We start from the raw sequence: 20380 nt of genomic DNA, 5'->3' as shown, positions 1-20380 counted from the left end.
ATCATAATCGATTGTATTATAACAATATTAATTATGGCATAAGCATTGCTTTATCCCCTGTAGCTTGTCGTTCATACCAGGGAGAAAGTGATGAAAAAATATTTATATCCGGCATTTGTTTTCGGTGTCTTGACGATAGTGCAGTCACAAGCCCATGCAGATCAGGGGGATTGGCTGGTCCGCATACGCGCGCTTGATATTCAACCCAGAAACCAGTCCGATCCCATCCCGGCGCTAGGTGTGCCTGCCAATGCGATTACATTGAATAACAAATGGGCGCCTGAAATCGATCTCAGCTATTTTTTGCTGAACAACATCGCGCTGGAATTGATACTGACCTATCCCCAGAGGCATGACGTTTCCTTGAATGGGACAAAGATCGGAACCGCCAAGCACCTGCCTCCCACCTTGACCGTTCAATACCATTTCATCCCGGATGGAAAATTCAGACCTTATCTGGGGGCGGGGATCAACTATACGCATTTTTCCGACGTCAACCTCAGTGTGCCCGGCGTGGGGCAACTGGATATGGGCAGGAGTAGCTGGGGCGGCGCACTCCAGGCGGGTTTCGATGTGGAAGTGGGCGAAAACAAATTCATCAATTTCGACGTCAAGAAAATCTATATCAGCTCTGACGTAAAGCTGGCAGCGACTGGCGCCACGGTCAGCCATGTCCGGCTCGACCCGCTAGTGCTGGGGGTCGGTTTTGGGTGGAAGTTTTAACGCACAGATCACACCCTATCTCAACCCGCCTTCCGCAACGGGACGTAACGCCTTGGCACTATAAAACAGCGTAACGGCTTAATCAGTTCACAAGACGCGATTCCACGCTGAGTCAGGTGCTTGGAGCCGTAAAATTGCACACAACGGTCGACAACAAGACGAAGGAATTTAAGATGTTTCATACGCATATGGACGAAAACGGCCTGATGGTGAAGTGCTACCACAAGTCTAAAACAGTGCTGCTGTCCGTGAGCTTTTGGCTGGGATTAACGCTAGGCTTTCCGGTAGAGCACTTTTTGTGGGAGAAAATTTGGCCGTTTAAGTTGCTCACTCACTATATTGGACTATAGGTGCCTGAGTTACCGTCTATGCCTAACTCGCACCCACGCGATATATCCAAACGATATCGCGACAGCCAGCAGGATCGCCGCGAGAAGGTAAAAAGCGGCGGTATATCCGTGCCGGCCGACCATCCAGCCCGTCAGCACCGGACCGATGGACTGACCGATGTCCATGATAGTGCTCAGCACACCCATCGAAGAACCATACGCACCGTTTTTGGTGAGGTCTGCCACCAGCGCGGAAGTAGACGAAGTGACAGCGGCAAAACCGATGCCAAATATCGAAATCAGAAACATCAAACCAAACACGCTGGGGAAATGCGGCAGCAGCAGGACGCTTATCCCTGCCACGATCAGGCCAGGGATAATAACGCGCTCGCGGCCCGTCTTATCAGAAAGGACTCCCATCAATGGTTTCAAAAAGACGATGCTGAGCAGTTGTGCCCCGAGGATCATACCGATCTCCCAGGCGGGAATACCTTTGGATGAAGCGAACAATGCCAGGAATGCTTCTACCGCGCCGAAGACAAGGTACAGTGCGGCCTCGACCAGACTGGTGGCCAGGATATAGCGATCTTTCAACACCGTTTTCAGACTTTCCACGAAGTGATCGCGGGGATGGCTTCGGGTAGCGGGATTCGATTCGGCCGGGAGCAGAAATCCGAGTGCCAGCGCCAATACGGCACTGATGCCGCAGGCCAGATAGACCATCCGGAAACTCGCCAGAGAAATGAGCAAGCCGCCCAGGAATGGCGCGACGGAACGTCCGACTATGGTGGCGGAAGAATAAGCCGAAAGCTTTTCCGCCCTATCCTGCACATATCTTTCAGCGATCGCAGCATTGACCACTGTGCCGAAAATGGCGGTGGCAAAGCCATGATAGAAACGCACTGCTATCAGTTGCCAAACATCGCTCACCAGCAGGTAAAGAAAAGGTGCCGTGGCAAACACAATAAGCGCAGCATAGATAATGCTGCGCTTGCCCAGATAATCGGATAACGCCCCGGCAGGAAAACTGATCAATATGCCTGGAACAGTCGACGCCATGACGATCCAGCCGATTTCCGCTGGACTTGCCCCCAGAGCTTTTGAAAACAGGGGCAATACGGGTGTCTTCGACATCGTTGAGCTGAGTATTGCCAAGCCGCCGATCACGCAGATAAGGAGAAAAAAATTGCGCCTGGATGACTTGTGCATACTCACTCTGCAACTGATGGTCTGGAAGGCAGCCGCTATATGGAAACCTGGCCTGGAAGAAACAGGCCATCACGCGCTGTTATTTGTTGTCTGGAATGTTGAGTGTAGGGACCAGATTTTTCCTGGCATATTCCTCGACAGATTTTTTTGGCGATTACTCGGTCCAGCGCGCCGCCGCCTGCTCATCCGTGGCGCGCTGTTCCACCCAGCGCGGTCCCTCAGGGGTCTGTTCTTTTTTCCAGAACGGCGCCTGGGTCTTGAGGTAATCCATGATGAACTCGCACGCGGCAAACGCGTCCGCGCGATGGCTGGAGGCCACCGCCACCAGCACAATCTGATCGCCCGGGTGTAACTCGCCCACGCGGTGGATCACCGTCACATCCAGCAGCGCCCAGCGCTGGCCGGCCTTGGCCACAATCGCCCCCAGTGCACGCTGGGTCATGGCGGGATAATGTTCCAGCGTCATACTGTCCACGTTACTGCCCGCATTGCTATCACGCACCAGGCCGACGAAGCTCGCCACCGCGCCGACTTGCGGGTTGCCTGCACGCAGCGCGGTGATTTCGGCACCGGCGTCAAAGTCCTTGTCATCGACGAGAATTTTCATCAGCCCCCCGTTACTGGCGGGAATATCGCCACTTCGTCGCCGTCTTCAATGGGGGCTTCCATGCCGGCCATATCCTGGTTGACCGCCGCCCGGAAATTCTTGCCAGCGGCGAGTTCCTCCGCCCATACGCCGCCGCGCGCGCGCAGCACGTCGAGCAGCATGGCAACCATGCCCATGCCGTCGGGCAGTTCCACGGTTTCTTCAGCCACCCCCAGGCGTTCGCGCAGGCGGGCAAAATACAGAACCTTGAGTTTCATCCCAGCACCTCGCTAAACGGGATAAATCGCACCAACTCGCCGCGTGTGACGGTATGGCCAATGTCAATATCCACCAGGCCATCCGCCCAAACTGCGGAGGTGAGTACGCCGGAACTCTGATTATGGAATAGCTGCGCTTCCAGTTCGCCGCCCTGTCCCGCTTGCAGCCGCGCGCGCAGGAACTCGCGGCGCTGGCCCGGTTTCGTCCAGTCGAATGCGGCCGTGACCCAATAGGTTTTGGGTAGCACATCGACCACGCCCATGCGTTTGAGCAGAAACGGCCGGGCAAACAGCACAAAAGTGACAAACGTGGATACCGGATTGCCGGGCAGACCGATGAAATCCGCCTCAACCACGCGCCCATATACCAGCGGCTTGCCGGGTTTCATCGCCACCTTCCACATGTCGATTTTGCCGAGTTGTTCAACCGCAGCCTTGACGTGGTCTTCTTCTCCCACCGACACGCCGCCGCTGGTAATCACCACGTCGGCCATGGCTGCCGCGCGCTGCAGTGCGGCCAGCGTGGCCGCCAGGGTGTCGGGAACGCTGCCCAGATCCAGCCATTCGCAACCCAAGCCCTGCACCAGGCCGGCCAGCGTATAACGGTTGGAGTTATAAATCTGCCCTGCCCCCAGCGCCGTCCCCGGTTGCACCAGTTCGTCGCCGGTGGAAAAGCTGGCCACCTTGAGGCGCCGGTACACCGGCAGCGCAGCCAGACCCACCGACGCGGCCAGTCCCATCGCGGCAGCATCCAGACGTGTGCCTGCAGCCAGGATGGTGTCACCGGGGCGTATGTCTTCCCCGGCGCGGCGGATATTCTCGCCCGATTTGGGCTGGTGATTAATCTGCACCTTGTCACCGTCCACGCTGCAATACTCCTGCATCACCACCGCATCGGCTCCCGGCGGCACCGGCGCGCCGGTGAAAATCCGCGCCACGCTGCCCGTTGCCAGCGCCCCGCCCACCTGTCCGGCAGCGATGCGTTGCGAGACCGCCAGCAGCGCATCCGGCGCACATTCGGCGGCACGTACGGCGTAGCCATCCATCGCGCTGTTATCCAGCGGCGGCACGCTGATCGTAGATACCTGCGGCTGCGCCAGCACGCGTCCAAAGGCCAGTTCAGCAGGCACTACCTCGGTTTGCGTCAGCCCGCGCGCGCGCTTGAGCAATTCTTCCAATAACTGGTCTACAGTCAGCACCTCAAACTCCTACTGTCATTCGGATAAATCGATAAATAGCGACAGCATCATTCAAATCCAGATGCTTTATTCCGCCCGGCGGCGCCACATCACTGGCGACTGCCACGATGGACGCATCGCCAGGGTGCAGCCAAGGCTGATTGTTGGCACTGCGATGCACTTCCAGCTTGGGGATGGCCTCGCGCTTGTAGCCTTCCACCAGCACCAGATCCACCGGCGCCAAGCGTGCCAGCATGTCTTGCAAACCCGGCGCTGCGCCGTCACGGATCTCGTGCATCAGCGCCCAGCGCCGACCCGATGCCAGCAGCACTTCGTGCGCACCGGCCTGACGCGCGCGCCAGCTGTCCTTGCCAGGCTGATCGATGTCCACATCGTGGTGCGTCTGCTTGATCAGCGTCACTTTCAGCCCATCCGCCACAAAGAGCGGAATGAGCTTCTCGATCAGCGTGGTCTTGCCTGCGCCGCTCCAGCCTGCCAAGCCCAGGATTTTCATTCGCGATTTTTCTTTGATTTTGGCCTCATATAGCGTTATATTCTATACAACATAACGACTGCCTGCAAAGCCATGTCTGCTACGCTCATACCCAATCTTACCGACCGATTTGGCCGCCGCATCGAATATCTGCGCCTGTCGGTGACCGACCGCTGCGACCTGCGCTGCAGCTACTGCATGCCGGAAGGATTCAAGGATTTTGAGGAGCCCGCACACTGGCTCACGTTTGATGAAATCGAACGTTTGCTTGGCGCATTTGCCCGGCTGGGCCTGAAACGTGTGCGCATCACCGGCGGTGAGCCCCTGCTGCGCCGCGATTTGCCCGCGCTCGCTGCGCGTATTGCCAGCTTGCCGGGCATCGAAGATCTATCGCTTTCAACCAATGCCACCCAGATGGACAAACACGCCACCGCGCTCAAGGCTGCGGGTGTCACACGGCTGAACGTCAGCCTGGATTCCCTGCACGCCGAACGCATCGAGGCCGTCACCGGGCGCGACGTGCTGCACAAGATCATGGCTGGCCTGACCAGCGCGCAGCAGGCAGGCTTTGCTCCGATCAAAATCAATATGGTGGCGATGCGCGGCGTGAACGACGACGAGATCGACGCCATGGTTGCGTTCTGCATGGAGCGCAACTTCGTGCTGCGCCTGATCGAAGCGATGCCGATGGGCGACACCGGCCGTAATACCCAGTATCTCGACCTGCAGCCAGTCAAGGCACGTATCCAGGCGCGTTTCGGCCTGGTTGATACGGCATTTCAGGGCGGTGGGCCGGCGCGTTATCTGGGCAGTCCGGATGGACAGTTTTCTGTGGGTTTCATCACCCCCATCTCGCAACATTTTTGCGGCACTTGCAACCGTGTGCGCCTGTCCGTGGACGGCACGCTTTATCTGTGTCTGGGACAGGAAGAAAAATTCGAGTTTCGTCCCCTGTTGCGCGGCGGGGCAACCGATGTCGATCTGGAAAATGCCATCTGTGCAGCGCTGGAACTCAAGCCGGAACGCCATGAATTCCGCGAACAACCGAACAAGATCGTGCGCTTCATGTCTGCAACCGGGGGCTAGCCAACAGACTTTGCGGTAAAATTGCAGGCAACTCTCATTACATCCTGCTTCGCATGATCTGGAAACCCCACGTAACCGTCGCCGCCGTAATCGAACAAAATGGCCGTTTCTTGCTGGTCGAAGAACAAACCGATGACGGGATTCTGTTCAACCAACCCGCCGGTCATCTTGACCCGGGTGAGTCGCTGATTGACGCAGCAATACGCGAAACGCTGGAAGAATCGGCCTGTCACTTTGCTCCGGATGCCTTGCTGGGAATTTACCAGTGGCATCAGGCTGGGCGGGACCGCACTTATTTGCGTTTTGCCTTCACCGGCGCAATCACCGGCAGCGAGCCCGATCGCAGTCTCGACACAGGCATTTTACGCACTGTCTGGCAAACCCCGGATGAGATGCGCGCTCAGCAAAACCGCCATCGGAGTCCATTGGTAATCCGCTGTATGGAAGATTACCTGGCCGGCAAACGCTATCCGTTGGCGCTGTTGACCCACTACGCATGATGCGCGCCGTTGTACTGAGCCTCGGCCTGCTGGCCAGTATTCCTGCCTGGGCGGTGGATATCAGCGTCTGTTACAACTACGGTTGCGCCAGCCAGGCCAGAGTGGATTTCAGTCCGCAACAAATACGCAAGTTGCGCCAGCTATTCAAGAGCGCAACCACCCCGGCAGCCGAGCGCAATGCGATCGCCAAGGCCATTGGCCTGTTTGAGCAATTTGCCGGCAAGCAGACGCCGACCTGGCGCGACAGGGGCGGCAATGTCAATGACGACGGCGTCGATGGGCGCATGGATTGCATTGACCATTCAACCAATACCACTGCATATCTCACCTTGTTGGAACGCCTGGGTTTATTACGCTTTCACACCGTACTCGGCCGCGTGGAACGCTCACCCTTGATCGTGAATGAGCATTGGGCGGCGCGAATCATGGACCGCACCACCCAGCAGGAATACGCGGTCGATTCATGGTTTTATGACAACGGCCACCCCGCCGCCATTTACCCTTTGCAAGACTGGCTTAAAGGCGCCTCCCCCGATGTCTAAGCCGCATATTATCGTCGGCATGTCGGGCGGCGTGGATTCCGCAGTCACCGCACTGCTGCTCAAGCAGCAAGGCTATCGCGTCACCGGTTTGTTCATGAAAAACTGGGAAGATGAAGACGACGAGCACTGTCCGGCGCGCCAGGATTTTCTCGATGTGCTGGCGGTGGCCGATGTCATCGGGCTGGATGTAGAAGCAGTCAATTTCAGTGCCGAGTACAAGGATCGGGTATTCAGTTACTTTCTGCGTGAATACCAGGCCGGACGCACGCCCAATCCGGATGTGCTGTGCAACGCGGAAATCAAATTCAAGGCGTTTCTCGACCATGCCCTGAGCCTGGGTGGGGAACGCATCGCCACCGGCCATTACACGCGGTTGCACGAGGTGGATGGGCGCCATGAACTGCTCAAAGCCGTGGATACTGCCAAGGACCAAAGCTATTTTCTGTACCGTCTCAATCAGGCGCAGCTGTCCAAATCCATGTTCCCGCTGGGCGAGTTGACCAAGCCGCAGGTCCGCCGTATCGCCGAGGAGGCCGGGCTGCCCAATTTCGCCAAAAAAGACAGCACCGGCATTTGTTTCATCGGCGAACGTCCGTTTCGTGAATTCCTGCAACGTTATTTGCCGATCCAGCCCGGTGATATGTGCACGCCGGACGGGCGCGTGGTCGGACGCCACCAGGGCCTGATGTACCATACGCTGGGACAACGCCAAGGGCTGGGGATAGGCGGTGCCGGCGAGGCCTGGTTTGTGGCAGGCAAAAACCTGCCGGAGAATCGCCTGATCGTGGTTCAGGGACACGATCACCCGCTGCTGTTCAGCACTCGGCTGGACGCCGCAGACCTCAACTGGATAGCCGGTTCCGCGCCCGATATGGCGCTTACCTATACGGCCAAGACCCGCTACCGTCAGGCCGACGCCAGTTGCCGCTTCGACGCGCTCGAGCCAGGCCGATGCGTGCTGGATTTCGACACGCCGCAATGGGCGGTCACTCCAGGCCAGTCTGTGGTGCTATACGCCGGCGATGTATGCCTGGGCGGCGGCATTATTCAATAAAGGCCATCAATGAATATTCTTTTTGCTACTTCAGAAATTTACCCGCTCGCCAAAACCGGTGGCCTGGCCGACGTCAGCGGCGCACTACCCGCCGCGCTGCGCAAGCTCGGCCTGGACGTGCGCGTGCTCATCCCGGGTTATCCCAAGGTGCTGGCCGCGTTACCCGATAAAACCCTGCTCGCCAGCCTTGAGCTCCCGGTACATGGTGCGCTGCGTCTGTATGGCGCCATCATGCCGGACAGCACCGTGCCGTTGATCGTGATCGAACATCCCGGTTATTACAACCGCCATGGCGGCCCCTACCAGGACATCACCGGCCACGACTGGCCAGACAATTATCTGCGTTTTGGGCTGCTATCGGCGGTGGCTGCGCTATTGGGCAGTGCCGCCTCGCCGTTGCGCTGGCCGGTGGATATCGTGCACTGCAACGACTGGCAGACCGGTCTCGTTCCTGCCTACCTGCACCATGGCAGCACACGCCCGGCAGCCACACTGATGACTATCCACAACCTGGCCTATCAGGGTATTTTCCCGCCGCACACCCTCACCGAGCTGGGGTTGCCGTCAGCCAGCTTCAGCATCGAGGGGCTGGAATACTATGGCAACCTGTCGTTCCTCAAAGCCGGCTTATACTACGCTGACCACCTCAGCACGGTCAGCCCCAGCTACGCTGAAGAAATCCAGCACGACGCCCTCGGCTTCGGCATGCAAGGGCTGCTGCACCATCGCCGCGCGCAGCTCACCGGCATTGTGAATGGCATTGATACCGACGACTGGAACCCGGCCACCGACCCACACCTGTGCCGCCATTATCACCCTGCCCGCATGTCCGGAAAAGCAGCCGTCAAACGCCTGTTACAGATAGAACATGGACTGACCGGCAGCAAGGAAACGCCTCTATTCGGGGTCATCAGCCGCATGACACATCAGAAAGGCCAGGATTTGCTGCTGGCCATTGCACCTCAACTGATCGAGGCAGGCGTACAAATCATGGTACTGGGTGGTGGCGATGCCCTGCTGGAAACCCGGTTGCGCCAGCTTGCCGCGGAATACCCGGCGCAGGTGGGCGTTGTCATTGGTTATGACGAAGGCCTCGCGCACCGCATTGAAGCCGGGGCAGATATTTTCCTCATGCCGTCCCGCTTCGAGCCCTGCGGACTGAATCAAATGTACAGCCAGCGTTATGGCACGCCGCCGGTAGTGCACCGCACCGGCGGCCTGGCCGATACCGTGACCGATACCACCGGCATGTCGCTCGCAGACGGCAGCGCCACCGGTTTCATGTTTGACGAAGCCACTCCGGCAGCATTCCTCGCCGCGGTACGTCGAGCACTGGATTGTTACCATAGCCCGCGCCAATGGAGCCAGGTGAAAAAGAACGCCATGGCGCGTGACTTCAGCTGGAAGGCGAGCGCGCGTCAATATCAGACGCTGTACCAAAGCATATTGGCAGGCTGATGCCCGCATCCCGTTTCGCGTAAAATGATGACTTTACCTATCCGCCCCATCCCATGATTCGTACCCGCTTCGCTCCCAGCCCGACTGGTTATTTGCATATTGGCGGTGCGCGCACCGCGCTGTTTTCCTGGGCGTATGCCCGCAAGCACGGCGGCACTTTTATCCTGCGTATCGAAGATACCGACCTTGAACGCTCCACGCCGGAATCCGTCGAGGCCATTTTGCAAGGCATGGACTGGCTTGGTCTGGATTATGACGAAGGCCCGTTCTACCAGATGCAGCGCATGGCACGCTACAAGGAGGTCATTGGACAGATGCTGGCCAGCGGCCACGCCTATCATTGCTACGCCAGCAAGGAGGAAGTTGAAACCATGCGCGAGCAGCAACGCGCAGCCGGACTCAAACCGCGCTACGACGGCCGCTGGCGGCCTGAGCCGGGTAAAGATTTACCTGCACCTCCGACTGGCATCGCACCAGTGGTGCGTTTCAAAAACCCGCTGGATGGCTCGGTTGCATGGAATGATCTGGTCAAAGGCATCATCGAGATCAGCAACAGCGAACTGGACGATTTGGTCATCGCTCGCCCCGATGGCACGCCTACCTATAATTTCTGCGTGGTGGTGGACGACTGGGACATGAATATTACCCAGGTCATTCGCGGCGACGACCACGTTAACAATACCCCGCGCCAGATCAACATCCTCAAGGCACTGGGTGCGACCCTGCCGCAATACGCGCATGTGCCGATGATACTGGGTACCGATGGCGAGCGTTTATCCAAGCGCCACGGCGCGGTAAGCGTGATGCAATATCTGGAAGACGGTTATCTCCCCGAGGCGCTGCTCAACTACCTGGCGCGGCTGGGCTGGGCGCACGGCGACGAAGAGATATTTTCCATGGCGCAGTTCGTCGAATGGTTCAACCTCGAAGCCATCAGCCGTTCCCCCGCCAAGTTCAACCCGGAAAAATTGCTGTGGATCAACCAGCAATATCTGAAAATTGCTGACAATGCGCGTCTGGCCGAGCTAACTACCCCTTTTCTGCTACGCGATGGCGGAAACCTTGCGAATGGCCCGGCACTGTCAGACGTGGTGCAGCTATTAAAGGATCGCGTGAATACCCTGGTTGAACTTGCTGATGCAGCAACGATTTTCTATCGTTATATAGAGCCTTCCGCGGAACAACTCGCACAGCATCTGTCTCCAGAAGCGGTTCCTGCATTGACTACGCTGACCAACAACTTCATGCTGATCGACTGGAAGCGCCAGTCTATCCAGGAAGCGCTCAAGACCGTGGTGGCGGACTCGGGGCTGAAAATGCCCGGGATTGCCATGCCGCTTCGCCTTCTGGTCACGGGTGTAACCCAGACTCCCAGCATCGACGCCACGCTTGAATTGCTTGGGCGTGAGACGGTGATCGGCCGTTTACAAAAACAATTGGCAAAGCTTAACGACTAAATAGCTATTCATAAGTATTCAGTTTTATTGTTATAATCTCAATTCTTGACTTGAGATCACCCCCTAATTTTTTGCATGTGGAGATTGAAGTATGGCTGATAAACTGATGATTATGCTGGTCAACACGGACCCATCGAACGGTTCTGAACTGGGCGCACCTTTCTTTCAGGCAACTGTTGCCGCTGCGATGGAATATGAAGTCGAAGTGATTTTGACCGCTCGTTCCGGCGAACTGGCCATTAAAGGCGTGGCAGAAAAACTGTTCGTGAAGGAAGGCTCACCCAAGAGCGTGTATGACTTCATCAAGGATGCCCATGAAGCCGGCGTGCATTTCAAAGTGTGCACCCCTACCCTAGAACTGTGGGGCGATGACCTGATCCCAGAAATCGAAGAAACCGTGGGCGGCGCCTACGTCATCCAGCAAGCCATGGATGACGATGTGGTAACTCTGACCTACTAAGCTCAGGTTACTCTCAACAAAAAAGCGGAGCTTGATGCTCCGCTTTTTTGTTGCCTGCACTTCTAACTGCGCTGGTAAATATCCTCAAAACGCACGATATCGTCTTCGCCAAGATAAGCGCCCGACTGCACCTCGATCATGTGCAATGCAATCTTGCCCGCGTTCTCCAATCGGTGCGTGCTGCCCAATGGAATGTAGGTGGACTGATTCTCGGTGAGCAGCAACACTTCTTCATTACGCGTCACGCGCGCAGTGCCACTCACGACAATCCAGTGCTCGGCACGGTGATGATGCATTTGCAATGAAAGCTTCTCGCCCGGTTTGACCATGATGCGCTTGACCTGAAAACGGTCTCCCGCATCGATGCCCTCGTACCAGCCCCACGGGCGAAACACACGAGTATGGTTGAGGTGCTCGGTACGATTGTGCTGTTTCAGGTGCTCGACCACTTTTTTGACGTCTTGCACGCGGTCTTTGTGCGCCACCATGATGGCATCGCCGGTTTCCACGATCACCAGGTCGGAGACGCCGATTACAGCAACCATGCGGCTCTCTGCACGGATCAGATTGTTGCTGGCGCCATCACAGTAGACGTCACCGCGCATGACATTGCCGGCATCATCCTTGGCGCCTACTTCCCAAAGCGCCGACCATGAGCCGATATCGCTCCAGCCAATGTCCGCGGGCACTACCACGGCATTTTTGGTGCGTTCCATGACTGCGTAATCGATGGACTCGGAAGGACATGCCGTAAATGCCTGGGTATCCAGACGCACAAAATCCAGATCGCGCTGGCTGTTGTCCAGCGCCGCCTGGCTGGCGGCAAGGATATCCGGGCGGAACGCGCGCAGTTCATTGACAAACGTTGCAGCCTTGAACAGGAACATGCCGCTGTTCCAGAAATAGTCTCCTGATTGCAGATAGCCCTGGGCAATTTCACGGCTGGGTTTCTCAACAAAACGCGCGACTGCAAATACACCATCCCAATGACTGCTCGCTGTGCCGCGCTGAATATAGCCATAGCCGGTTTCAGGCGTCTGCGGCAGGATACCGAAAGTCACCAGCTGCCCAGCCTGAGCAGCTTCAGCGGCCTGGGCAACTGCGCGTTCAAATGCGGCCACATCGCCTATCAGGTGGTCGGCAGGCAACAGCAGCATCAACGCCTCGGCATCCTGCGCTATCAGTGCGAGCGCAGCGACCGCCGCCGCCGGTGCTGTATTGCGCCCGACGGGCTCGAGAAAAATGGCCTCGGGCGCAACATCAATCGCACGCATCTGCTCGGCTACCATGAAACGGTGTTCATGGTTACATACCAGCGTGGGCGGCGTGACGTCAGCAATACCGGAAAGGCGCAGCATGGTTTCCTGCAGCATGGTGCGTTCGGACACCAGCGGCAATAACTGCTTTGGCAACGCGGCACGGGATAAGGGCCACAGCCGGGTACCGGAACCGCCGGAGAGAATTACGGGATGAATATGCATGTTTTCCTGTTTCCTCAATCAGTCGGGCGAGTCCATCAGTCGGTGCTGACCGCCTTGTTGCAATCCAGACACAGCTCCAACGCTGCCTCCCAATCCGGCAAGGATAAACCAAAGCTGCGCTGCAGTTTGTCGCCCGCCAGTACTGAGTTGGAGGGGCGTTGGGCCGGCGTGGGGTAATCCGTACCGGGAATGGGGATCAGCTCCGGTCGTCTGGCTCCGGACTGAATGGTTAAATCCAGAATAGTCCGGGCAAATTGATACCAGCTCACCCTACCCCGGCTGGTCAGGTTGTAAGTGCCGTGCAGCGCGGATTTACCCTGATCAAACGGCTGTTGCGCCAGCATCTGCGCCGTAGCCTCCGCGATCATGCGTGACCAGGTGGGCGCACCGTATTGGTCGGCAACGATACGCAGCTGGTCACGCTCCTTGAACAAGCGCTGCATGGTCAGAAGGAAATTGCTGCCGCGCAGGCCGTACACCCAGCTGGTACGCAAAATGAGATGAGGAATATTAGCCGCACGGATGGCATTCTCACCTTCGAGTTTGGTTTGCCCATAGACGCCCAAGGGATGCGTCGCATCATCCTCAGTGTAGGCACCGGGTTTGTTGCCGTCGAACACATAGTCGGTGGAGTAGTGAATCATCGCTGCGCCGAGTTTTGCGGCTTCTTCGGCCATGATGGCGGGGGCAATGGCATTCACCGTACGTGCCAGTCCCGGCTCGGATTCTGCCTTGTCCACAGCGGTATGGGCGGCCGGGTTGACGATCAACTCAGGGCGCAAAGTACGGATGAAGCTGCGCAGTGCATTCCCATCGGTCAAATTGAGCTGGCTGCTTGTAGGCGCGGTCACCGTACCCAGCGTCGCCAATGTGCGCCGCAACTCCCAACCAACCTGGCCATTGACGCCAGTGAGCAGGATGTTCACGCAAACACCTCGCACTGCGCCAGCGGCAGGCCGGCAGCATCCTTGGCGGCGATTGTTGGTTCGCCTTCCAGGGGCCAAGCAATACCCAGCGCCGGGTCATTCCACAGCAGGCTGCGCTCGAACTGCGGCGCCCAGTAGTCAGTGGTTTTATAAAGAAACTCTGCCGTGTCGGAAGTCACCACGAAGCCATGGGCGAAGCCTTTTGGTATCCATGCCATGCGTTTGTTTTCGGCCGAAAGTTCGATGCCCACCCATTTGCCGAACGTGGGGGAGGATTTGCGCAAGTCCACCGCCACGTCATATACGCTGCCACTAATGACGCGCACCAGCTTTCCCTGGGTATTTTGAATTTGGTAATGCAGGCCGCGCAGTACGCCTTTGGCCGAGCGCGAATGGTTATCCTGTACAAAGTCGTCCGGGATACCTGCTTCGGTCATGGCTCGACGATTGTAACTCTCGTAAAAAAAACCGCGCTCGTCACCGAATACTTTGGGCTCGAGCACGAGTACATCGGGAATTTTAGTAGGAATGATATTCATGATTAAAATAGGCGTTCGTTGAGCATGGCCAATAAGTATTGACCATAGGCATTTTTCTGCAAGGGCGTTGCCAGCCGCTCGACCTGCGCAGCATCGATATAGCCTTCACGATAGGCGATTTCTTCCGGACAGGATATTTTGAGTCCCTGGCGCTTCTCGATCGTCTGGATGAACAACGAGGCCTCCAGCAGCGATTCATGGGTACCGGTATCCAGCCAGGCATGGCCACGCCCCATGACTTCCACCTGCAGTTGCCCCATTTCCAGGTAATGCCGGTTAACGTCGGTAATCTCCAGTTCACCACGCGGAGACGGCTTAAGCTTGCGGGCGATGTCGATAACCTGATTGTCGTAAAAATACAGGCCAGTGACAGCGTAGCGCGATTTGGGCTGGGCGGGTTTCTCTTCCAGGCTGATGGCGTTTCCCTGAGCGTCGAATTCAACCACACCATAGCGCTCCGGGTCGTGCACCGGGTAGGCGAACACCGATGCCCCGTCCTGACGAGTTGAAGCGGTGCGCAAGTCGCCGGAAAATTCATGGCCGTAAAAGATATTGTCGCCCAACACCAATGCACTCGGCGCATCGCCAATGAAATCCGCGCCGATGATGAAGGCCTGTGCCAGACCGTCGGGCGAGGGCTGGACTGCATAACTGAGGCGAATCCCCCACTGGCTCCCGTCACCCAGCAACTGCTCGAAACGCGGTGTGTCCTGCGGGGTGGAGATAATGAGAATGTCCCGGATCCCTGCCAACATCAACGTAGTAAGCGGGTAATAGATCATGGGCTTGTCGTACACCGGCAGCAGTTGCTTGGATACTGCCTGAGTCACGGGATACAGCCGGGTGCCTGAGCCGCCAGCCAGGATGATGCCCTTGCGCGCGCTCAAGCTTGGCTCCCATACTGTTTTTCAACCCAGTGACGGTATTCGCCAGTGGCAACGTTGGCTACCCAGTCCGGGTTGGCCAGGTACCAGGCAACCGTTTTGCGAATTCCGGTCTCAAACGTTTCTTGGGGACGCCAGCCCAGTTCACGTTCGATTTTGCGCGCGTCGATGGCGTAGCGGCGATCATGACCGGCACGGTCCTTGACGTAAGTAATGAGTTTTTCGTGTGGAGTCACGGGTGAAGCCGGATGCAGTGCGTCGAGCATGGTGCAGATGGTCTTGACCACGTCGATATTGGTCTTTTCGTTGCGGCCGCCAATGTTATATACCTCACCTGCCTGGCCCGCAGACAGCACGGCGCGGATGGCGCTGCAATGGTCGCCGACATAGAGCCAATCGCGTACGTTCAGTCCATCGCCGTATATCGGCAGAGGCTTGCCGGCCACCGCGTTCATCATCACCAGCGGGATGAGCTTTTCCGGGAACTGGTAAGGACCATAGTTGTTGGAACAGTTGGTAGTAAGCACCGGCAGGCCATAGGTGTGATGGTAGGCGCGCACCAGATGGTCAGAGGCGGCCTTGGAGGCTGAGTACGGGCTGTTGGGTGCGTAGGCAGTGGTCTCGGTAAACGCGTCATCATGCGGGCCGAGGGAACCGTATACCTCGTCGGTGGAAACGTGCAGGAAGCGGAATTCGGCTTTCTCCATCCCCTCCATTGCATTCCAGTAAGCGCGGATTTCTTCCAGGAAATGAAAAGTTCCGACAACGTTGGTCTGGATAAAATCTTCGGGGCCGTGAATGGAACGATCGACATGGCTTTCAGCAGCGAAGTTGATCACGGCACGCGGGCGATGTTTAGCCAAAAGACCCGCCACCAATGCGCGGTCGCCAATATCACCTTGTACGAAGAGATGGCGGGCGACGCCCTCCACACTGGCGAGGTTGTGCAGGTTGCCGGCGTAGGTGAGCTTGTCGAGGTTAATGACTGGCTCGTCACAATCCGCAAGCCAGTCCAATACAAAATTGGCGCCGATAAAACCGGCGCCGCCAGTTACTAGAATCATAGTAATTCCCGATTGGTCTTTATTTTATTTCCGGCAATCCGGAGGTATTGTTCTCGGACTTGCCCTGCGCCGTTTTTCCCATGCCGGAAAATTCGCCCATGTATTCAATTTTTGCTGCATCGTGCAGTTTCTTGATGTCCGCGGTAGCGACATCACGTTGTTTGGCGGCGGTCAGATAACGCTCTATTAACGTATGTGCCTTGTCGAGGGTAATTGGTGCAGACTGTATAGAGGCTATCTGCAATACCGTTATCCCGTTTGCAGATGGCAATGCCAATAACTGTCCATTCTGCATGGTCTGCATACGGGGCACGATATTCATTGGCAATTGTTCTGCTGCCTTGACTTCGCTGCCAGTGCGGAACGGAATATTCTGGCTGCGCAGCCAGTTCACAAACTCGCCCAGATCATGACTGGTCTCAATGCGCGAGTTGAGTTCAGCAATCCTGTCCTTGGGCGCTGCAATAGCCAGTTCCTGCAAATTATAGATACGGCGCTGACTGAACAACTCCGGATGCTGGTTGTAGTAGGCGCTGATGTCAGCTTCACTTGGTTTGGCGACGGCCTGCCCTGCATGCTGCAGATAGGCCTGGGACAAGACTTGATCATGCGCGGCCTGCAGCAATTGCTGCACAGCGGGATCCTGATCCAGTTTTTGTGCTGTGGCTGCCTGCACCAAAAGCTGCTGGTCCACAAGAGCCTGTACCACTTGATCTTTGGCTTGCGGCGTTAAATTTTGCGGGGTCAGACTCAGGCGCGACAAAGCCTGGTCGAATTGTGTGCTTGTAATTGCCGTTCCATTCACACTGGCAATGGCTGAAGATGTCTTTTCTTGCTTGCTGCAACCCGCGAGCGTAACAGCCAACAACAGCACCAATGAGATCTTATTCATGAGTGGATACGATTTCATCCGAGTTTTCTCCCTAAATTACTATATTAGCGATCATGCCATAAGCCCGTGTCATGATGCGTATTATCGGTTGCCTTACAAGAGCAAACAATAGACCAATTGAATTACAAAATAGTCATGACGGTAAAAAAAAAGCTGACTTCTCTGCAGAAGTCAGCCACAGCATTACTTGAATCCAGACAACATTCAGACGGTCACACTTTCCTCGTCAAATACCAGCTTGATGGCACCGGATTCATCCATGTCGACTAGCACATTCCCGCCATTCGCCAACCGGCCAAACAGTAACTCATCTGCGAGCGCCCGGCGTATTTCATCCTGAATCAGCCTGGCCATGGGTCGTGCACCCATCAATGGATCAAAACCCCGCTTGCCTAGATGTGCCTTGAGCGCATCCGTAAATGTCGCCTCGACTTTTTTCTCGTGCAACTGGTCTTCCAGTTGCATCAGGAATTTGTCTACCACACGCAGGATAACCTCCTGAGACAAGGGTGCAAACGAAATCATCGCGTCTAACCGGTTCCTGAATTCCGGGGTAAAGGCACGCTTGATGTCTGCCATTTCGTCACCGGTCTGCTTACCAAGCGTGAAGCCGATACTGGACTTATTGAGCGACTCCGCACCCGCATTGGTGGTCATGATAATCACCACGTTGCGAAAATCCGCCTTGCGTCCATTGTTGTCGGTTAGCGTGCCGTGATCCATGACTTGCAACAGCACGTTGAACACGTCCGGGTGCGCTTTTTCAATTTCATCCAGCAGCAGAACTGCGTAGGGGTGTTTGGTAATCGCCTCAGTCAACAGGCCACCCTGGTCAAATCCGACATACCCCGGAGGAGCACCGATCAGCCGCGACACAGCATGACGTTCCATATACTCGGACATATCGAAACGAATCAGCTCAATGCCCATGGTGTAGGCAAGCTGGCGCGCCACTTCTGTCTTGCCCACACCAGTGGGGCCAGAAAACAGGAAAGAACCGATGGGTTTCTGTGGATTACCCAAACCGCTGCGAGCCATCTTGATCGCGGCGGCCAGTGAGTCGATTGCCTTATCCTGGCCGAATACCACCGCCTTGAGGTCCCGATCGAGATTTTTCAGCGCATCGCGGTCATCGCTGGTCACATTCTTGGATGGAATCCGCGCAATCTTGGCGACGATTTCTTCGATCTCGCGCTTGCTGATAATTTTCTTCTGCCGTGATTTCGGCAGAATGCGCTGCGCAGCGCCTGCCTCGTCGATCACATCGATTGCCTTGTCCGGCAAGTGCCGATCATTGATGTAGCGTGCCGAAAGTTCTGCTGCAGTGGTGAGCGCTGAAGCTGTGTACTTGATTCCATGGTGAGCTTCGAAACGTGACTTGAGACCACGCAAAATCTCCACTGTCTCCTCGACCGAGGGCTCATTCACATCGATTTTCTGAAAACGCCGCGACAAGGCATGGTCTTTTTCAAAAATGCCGCGATACTCATTGTAAGTGGTAGCACCGATGCATTTGAGTTGACCAGATGAAAGCGCCGGTTTAAGCAGATTGGAAGCATCCAAAGTACCTCCCGAAGCCGCACCTGCACCAATCAGTGTATGAATTTCATCAATAAACAAAATTGCCTGAGGGTTTTCGTACAGCTGTTTCAACACGGCTTTCAGGCGTTGCTCAAAATCACCACGGTATTTGGTACCCGCCAACAATGCGCCCATGTCCAGCGAATACACGGTGCTATCCGATAAAATATCCGGTACCACACCTTCGACGATACGCCGCGCCAAGCCTTCAGCGATGGCAGTTTTACCCACCCCGGCTTCTCCTACCAGCAATGGATTATTCTTGCGCCGACGGCACAATGTCTGGATAACCCGCTCTAGTTCCATCGCACGCCCAATGAGCGGATCAATCTTGCCTGCCAGCGCTTGCACATTAAGATTTTGCGTATAGGTTTCCAGCGCCGTAGCTGGCGCAGCTTCCTCACCTGCCTCGGGGGTGGCTTCCGGACGCGCAGTACTGCCCTGCGGGACTTTGCTGACGCCATGCGAGATGAAATTCACCACATCCAGGCGCGACACGCCTTGCTGATTCAGGAAATACACTGCGTGTGAATCCTTCTCGCCAAAAATGGCTACCAGCACATTTGCGCCGGTTACCTCTTTTTTACCCGAGGACTGCACATGCAAGATGGCACGTTGAATGACCCGCTGAAACCCGAGTGTAGGCTGGGTATCAACTTCCTCGCTCCCGGTGACAGTAGGCGTATGTTCGGTGATGAAATCAGCCAGTCCACGGCGCAGTTCATCCGTGTTGGCGCCGCATGCGCGCAACACCTCTGCAGCGGATGGATTATCCAGCATCGCCAGCAACAGGTGCTCGACCGTAATGAACTCATGGCGCTTTTGTCTCGCCTCCATGAACGCCATATGCAAACTAACTTCCAATTCCTGCGCAATCATCTAATTTTCCTCCATCACGCATTGCAGCGGATGCTGGTGCTGGCGGGCGAACCCGACCACTTGCTCTACCTTGGTTGCCGCAACATCGCGGGGAAATACGCCACACACTCCCATGCCGTCCCTATGTACTTTGAGCATGATTTGCGTAGCCTGTTCACGGCTCTTGTAAAAAAAGTTCTGAATCACAAGAACCACAAAATCCATTGGCGTGTAGTCGTCATTCAACAACATTACCTTGTATAAAGGCGGCGGCTTGAGTTTTGTTTCGCTTGCTTCCAGAACGGTGTCATCGCGGTGCTTGGTTGCCATGGCGCTGGATAATTTCCGGATAGTCAGGAACCATTTTGACGACTGGAGCGAAATTTTCAAGTGTTATCGATTAAAAAAAGATTTGCCAGGCACTTGCCAAATCAACTAGTCAGGCGTAAAAAGCAATCTGGAGTTTGGCATCAAGGTTCCTGCAAGTCTGGTAATGCCGTTGTGCGATCTTGATTTTCAAACAGCCCCTGGCCGTTTTGGCCTGTTTTTATCAAGGATGTAGCAATGGCAACTGGCACAGTAAAGTGGTTCAATGATTCTAAAGGCTTTGGGTTCATTACCCCGGATGATGGTAGCGAAGATCTTTTCGCTCACTTCTCCGCCATCAACATGGGTGGCTTCAAAACCCTGAAGGAAGGTCAAAAAGTCCAATTCGAGGTCTCCCAAGGCCCGAAAGGCAAACAGGCATCGAACATTCAGCCTGCATAAATCGGCTCATCGATTACTTAAAAACGCGGAACCT

Annotated in this window: 22 protein-coding genes; 9 read left to right on the top strand and 13 right to left on the bottom strand. The window is 56.1% G+C overall.

What is annotated here, in order from left to right; translation table 11 throughout:
* Window positions 1-90: 90 nt before the first annotated feature.
* Entirely contained in the window at window positions 91-723 is a 633-nt protein-coding gene (locus EI185_RS14130) for an OmpW/AlkL family protein (RefSeq protein WP_124705799.1), read from the top strand.
* Window positions 724-1082: 359 nt separating this feature from the next.
* Here EI185_RS14130 and EI185_RS14125 read toward each other — a convergent pair whose 3' ends face one another.
* The 5 genes from EI185_RS14125 to mobB all read right to left on the bottom strand — a co-directional run bounded on the left by EI185_RS14125 (window position 1083) and on the right by mobB (window position 4835).
* Window positions 1083-2261, bottom strand: coding sequence for an MFS transporter (locus tag EI185_RS14125; RefSeq protein WP_124705798.1), 1179 nt, complete (start codon window positions 2259-2261; stop codon window positions 1083-1085).
* 154 nt (window positions 2262-2415) lie between these two features.
* Window positions 2416-2868, bottom strand: coding sequence for a molybdopterin synthase catalytic subunit MoaE (gene moaE / locus EI185_RS14120; protein ID WP_124705797.1), 453 nt, complete (start codon window positions 2866-2868; stop codon window positions 2416-2418).
* Complete coding sequence (moaD, locus tag EI185_RS14115) at window positions 2868-3125, bottom strand: molybdopterin converting factor subunit 1 (RefSeq protein WP_124705796.1); 258 nt, start codon at window positions 3123-3125, stop codon at window positions 2868-2870. The genes moaE and moaD overlap by 1 nt, the downstream gene beginning before the upstream one ends.
* Entirely contained in the window at window positions 3122-4324 is a 1203-nt protein-coding gene (locus EI185_RS14110) for a molybdopterin molybdotransferase MoeA (RefSeq protein WP_124705795.1), read from the bottom strand. The genes moaD and EI185_RS14110 overlap by 4 nt, the downstream gene beginning before the upstream one ends.
* A gap of 1 nt (window position 4325) precedes the next feature.
* The gene (gene mobB, locus EI185_RS14105) at window positions 4326-4835 is read right to left on the bottom strand and encodes a molybdopterin-guanine dinucleotide biosynthesis protein B (RefSeq protein WP_223247865.1); all 510 of its coding nucleotides are present in this window, start codon (window positions 4833-4835) and stop codon (window positions 4326-4328) included.
* 54 nt (window positions 4836-4889) lie between these two features.
* Here mobB and moaA point away from each other — a divergent pair, with 54 nt between their 5' ends.
* The 7 genes from moaA to EI185_RS14070 all read left to right on the top strand — a co-directional run bounded on the left by moaA (window position 4890) and on the right by EI185_RS14070 (window position 11353).
* Window positions 4890-5882, top strand: a complete 993-nt coding sequence (gene moaA / locus EI185_RS14100; protein ID WP_124705793.1) for a GTP 3',8-cyclase MoaA — start codon at window positions 4890-4892, stop codon at window positions 5880-5882.
* A gap of 53 nt (window positions 5883-5935) precedes the next feature.
* Window positions 5936-6382 carry an NUDIX hydrolase gene (locus EI185_RS14095; protein WP_124705792.1) on the top strand — a complete coding sequence of 149 codons (447 nt, stop codon included), beginning with the start codon at window positions 5936-5938 and terminating at the stop codon, window positions 6380-6382.
* Entirely contained in the window at window positions 6379-6924 is a 546-nt protein-coding gene (locus tag EI185_RS14090) for a hypothetical protein (protein ID WP_124705791.1), read from the top strand. The genes EI185_RS14095 and EI185_RS14090 overlap by 4 nt, the downstream gene beginning before the upstream one ends.
* The gene (mnmA, locus tag EI185_RS14085) at window positions 6917-7978 is read left to right on the top strand and encodes a tRNA 2-thiouridine(34) synthase MnmA (RefSeq protein WP_124705790.1); all 1062 of its coding nucleotides are present in this window, start codon (window positions 6917-6919) and stop codon (window positions 7976-7978) included. The genes EI185_RS14090 and mnmA overlap by 8 nt, the downstream gene beginning before the upstream one ends.
* A 9-nt stretch (window positions 7979-7987) precedes the next feature.
* Window positions 7988-9436, top strand: coding sequence for a glycogen synthase GlgA (gene glgA / locus EI185_RS14080; RefSeq protein WP_124705789.1), 1449 nt, complete (start codon window positions 7988-7990; stop codon window positions 9434-9436).
* A gap of 53 nt (window positions 9437-9489) precedes the next feature.
* Entirely contained in the window at window positions 9490-10893 is a 1404-nt protein-coding gene (gene gltX, locus EI185_RS14075) for a glutamate--tRNA ligase (protein WP_124705788.1), read from the top strand.
* A 91-nt stretch (window positions 10894-10984) separates the two neighbouring features.
* Window positions 10985-11353 carry a DsrE family protein gene (locus tag EI185_RS14070; protein WP_124705787.1) on the top strand — a complete coding sequence of 123 codons (369 nt, stop codon included), beginning with the start codon at window positions 10985-10987 and terminating at the stop codon, window positions 11351-11353.
* 62 nt (window positions 11354-11415) lie between these two features.
* On the opposite strand, the gene EI185_RS14065 is transcribed toward EI185_RS14070, so the two are convergent.
* The 8 genes from EI185_RS14065 to clpS all read right to left on the bottom strand — a co-directional run bounded on the left by EI185_RS14065 (window position 11416) and on the right by clpS (window position 19908).
* Window positions 11416-12834 (bottom strand): mannose-1-phosphate guanylyltransferase/mannose-6-phosphate isomerase, encoded by a 1419-nt coding sequence (locus EI185_RS14065; protein WP_124705786.1) that lies wholly within the window; start codon window positions 12832-12834, stop codon window positions 11416-11418.
* Between the two features lie 35 nt (window positions 12835-12869).
* Window positions 12870-13760 carry a dTDP-4-dehydrorhamnose reductase gene (rfbD, locus tag EI185_RS14060; RefSeq protein ID WP_124705785.1) on the bottom strand — a complete coding sequence of 297 codons (891 nt, stop codon included), beginning with the start codon at window positions 13758-13760 and terminating at the stop codon, window positions 12870-12872.
* Window positions 13757-14299, bottom strand: coding sequence for a dTDP-4-dehydrorhamnose 3,5-epimerase (gene rfbC, locus EI185_RS14055; RefSeq protein ID WP_124705784.1), 543 nt, complete (start codon window positions 14297-14299; stop codon window positions 13757-13759). The genes rfbD and rfbC overlap by 4 nt, the downstream gene beginning before the upstream one ends.
* Window positions 14300-14301: 2 nt before the next feature.
* On the bottom strand, window positions 14302-15186 hold the full coding sequence (rfbA, locus tag EI185_RS14050; RefSeq protein ID WP_124705783.1) for a glucose-1-phosphate thymidylyltransferase RfbA: 885 nt from the start codon (window positions 15184-15186) through the stop codon (window positions 14302-14304).
* Window positions 15183-16247, bottom strand: coding sequence for a dTDP-glucose 4,6-dehydratase (gene rfbB / locus EI185_RS14045; RefSeq protein ID WP_124705782.1), 1065 nt, complete (start codon window positions 16245-16247; stop codon window positions 15183-15185). The genes rfbA and rfbB overlap by 4 nt, the downstream gene beginning before the upstream one ends.
* A gap of 19 nt (window positions 16248-16266) precedes the next feature.
* Window positions 16267-17157, bottom strand: a complete 891-nt coding sequence (locus tag EI185_RS14040) for an EpsD family peptidyl-prolyl cis-trans isomerase (RefSeq protein ID WP_124705781.1) — start codon at window positions 17155-17157, stop codon at window positions 16267-16269.
* Between the two features lie 186 nt (window positions 17158-17343).
* Entirely contained in the window at window positions 17344-19599 is a 2256-nt protein-coding gene (gene clpA, locus EI185_RS14035) for an ATP-dependent Clp protease ATP-binding subunit ClpA (protein WP_124705780.1), read from the bottom strand.
* On the bottom strand, window positions 19600-19908 hold the full coding sequence (gene clpS, locus EI185_RS14030) for an ATP-dependent Clp protease adapter ClpS (protein WP_124705779.1): 309 nt from the start codon (window positions 19906-19908) through the stop codon (window positions 19600-19602).
* Window positions 19909-20142: 234 nt separating this feature from the next.
* Between clpS and EI185_RS14025 the strand changes: the two genes are divergently transcribed.
* Window positions 20143-20346: a cold-shock protein gene (locus EI185_RS14025; RefSeq protein WP_124705778.1), complete on the top strand. Its 204-nt coding sequence runs from the start codon at window positions 20143-20145 to the stop codon at window positions 20344-20346.
* The last annotated feature ends 34 nt before the right edge of the window (window positions 20347-20380 follow it).

The sequence above is a fragment of the Sulfuriferula multivorans genome (genome assembly GCF_003851125.1).
GTDB classification, from domain to species: domain Bacteria; phylum Pseudomonadota; class Gammaproteobacteria; order Burkholderiales; family Sulfuriferulaceae; genus Sulfuriferula; species Sulfuriferula multivorans.
This window is presented reverse-complemented; position numbering and strand designations above follow the sequence as displayed.

What these genes read in the sequence shown, in the direction of transcription:
- EI185_RS14130 (WP_124705799.1), top strand. Translation starts at nt 91, where the DNA reads ATGAAAAAATATTTATATCCGGCATTTGTTTTCGGTGTCTTGACGATA.
- EI185_RS14125 (WP_124705798.1), bottom strand. Translation starts at nt 2,261, where the DNA reads ATGCACAAGTCATCCAGGCGCAATTTTTTTCTCCTTATCTGCGTGATC.
- moaE (WP_124705797.1), bottom strand. Translation starts at nt 2,868, where the DNA reads ATGAAAATTCTCGTCGATGACAAGGACTTTGACGCCGGTGCCGAAATC.
- moaD (WP_124705796.1), bottom strand. Translation starts at nt 3,125, where the DNA reads ATGAAACTCAAGGTTCTGTATTTTGCCCGCCTGCGCGAACGCCTGGGG.
- moaA (WP_124705793.1), top strand. Translation starts at nt 4,890, where the DNA reads ATGTCTGCTACGCTCATACCCAATCTTACCGACCGATTTGGCCGCCGC.
- EI185_RS14095 (WP_124705792.1), top strand. Translation starts at nt 5,936, where the DNA reads ATGATCTGGAAACCCCACGTAACCGTCGCCGCCGTAATCGAACAAAAT.
- EI185_RS14090 (WP_124705791.1), top strand. Translation starts at nt 6,379, where the DNA reads ATGATGCGCGCCGTTGTACTGAGCCTCGGCCTGCTGGCCAGTATTCCT.
- mnmA (WP_124705790.1), top strand. Translation starts at nt 6,917, where the DNA reads ATGTCTAAGCCGCATATTATCGTCGGCATGTCGGGCGGCGTGGATTCC.
- glgA (WP_124705789.1), top strand. Translation starts at nt 7,988, where the DNA reads ATGAATATTCTTTTTGCTACTTCAGAAATTTACCCGCTCGCCAAAACC.
- gltX (WP_124705788.1), top strand. Translation starts at nt 9,490, where the DNA reads ATGATTCGTACCCGCTTCGCTCCCAGCCCGACTGGTTATTTGCATATT.
- EI185_RS14070 (WP_124705787.1), top strand. Translation starts at nt 10,985, where the DNA reads ATGGCTGATAAACTGATGATTATGCTGGTCAACACGGACCCATCGAAC.
- EI185_RS14065 (WP_124705786.1), bottom strand. Translation starts at nt 12,834, where the DNA reads ATGCATATTCATCCCGTAATTCTCTCCGGCGGTTCCGGTACCCGGCTG.
- rfbC (WP_124705784.1), bottom strand. Translation starts at nt 14,299, where the DNA reads ATGAATATCATTCCTACTAAAATTCCCGATGTACTCGTGCTCGAGCCC.
- rfbB (WP_124705782.1), bottom strand. Translation starts at nt 16,247, where the DNA reads ATGATTCTAGTAACTGGCGGCGCCGGTTTTATCGGCGCCAATTTTGTA.
- EI185_RS14040 (WP_124705781.1), bottom strand. Translation starts at nt 17,157, where the DNA reads ATGAAATCGTATCCACTCATGAATAAGATCTCATTGGTGCTGTTGTTG.
- clpA (WP_124705780.1), bottom strand. Translation starts at nt 19,599, where the DNA reads ATGATTGCGCAGGAATTGGAAGTTAGTTTGCATATGGCGTTCATGGAG.
- clpS (WP_124705779.1), bottom strand. Translation starts at nt 19,908, where the DNA reads ATGGCAACCAAGCACCGCGATGACACCGTTCTGGAAGCAAGCGAAACA.
- EI185_RS14025 (WP_124705778.1), top strand. Translation starts at nt 20,143, where the DNA reads ATGGCAACTGGCACAGTAAAGTGGTTCAATGATTCTAAAGGCTTTGGG.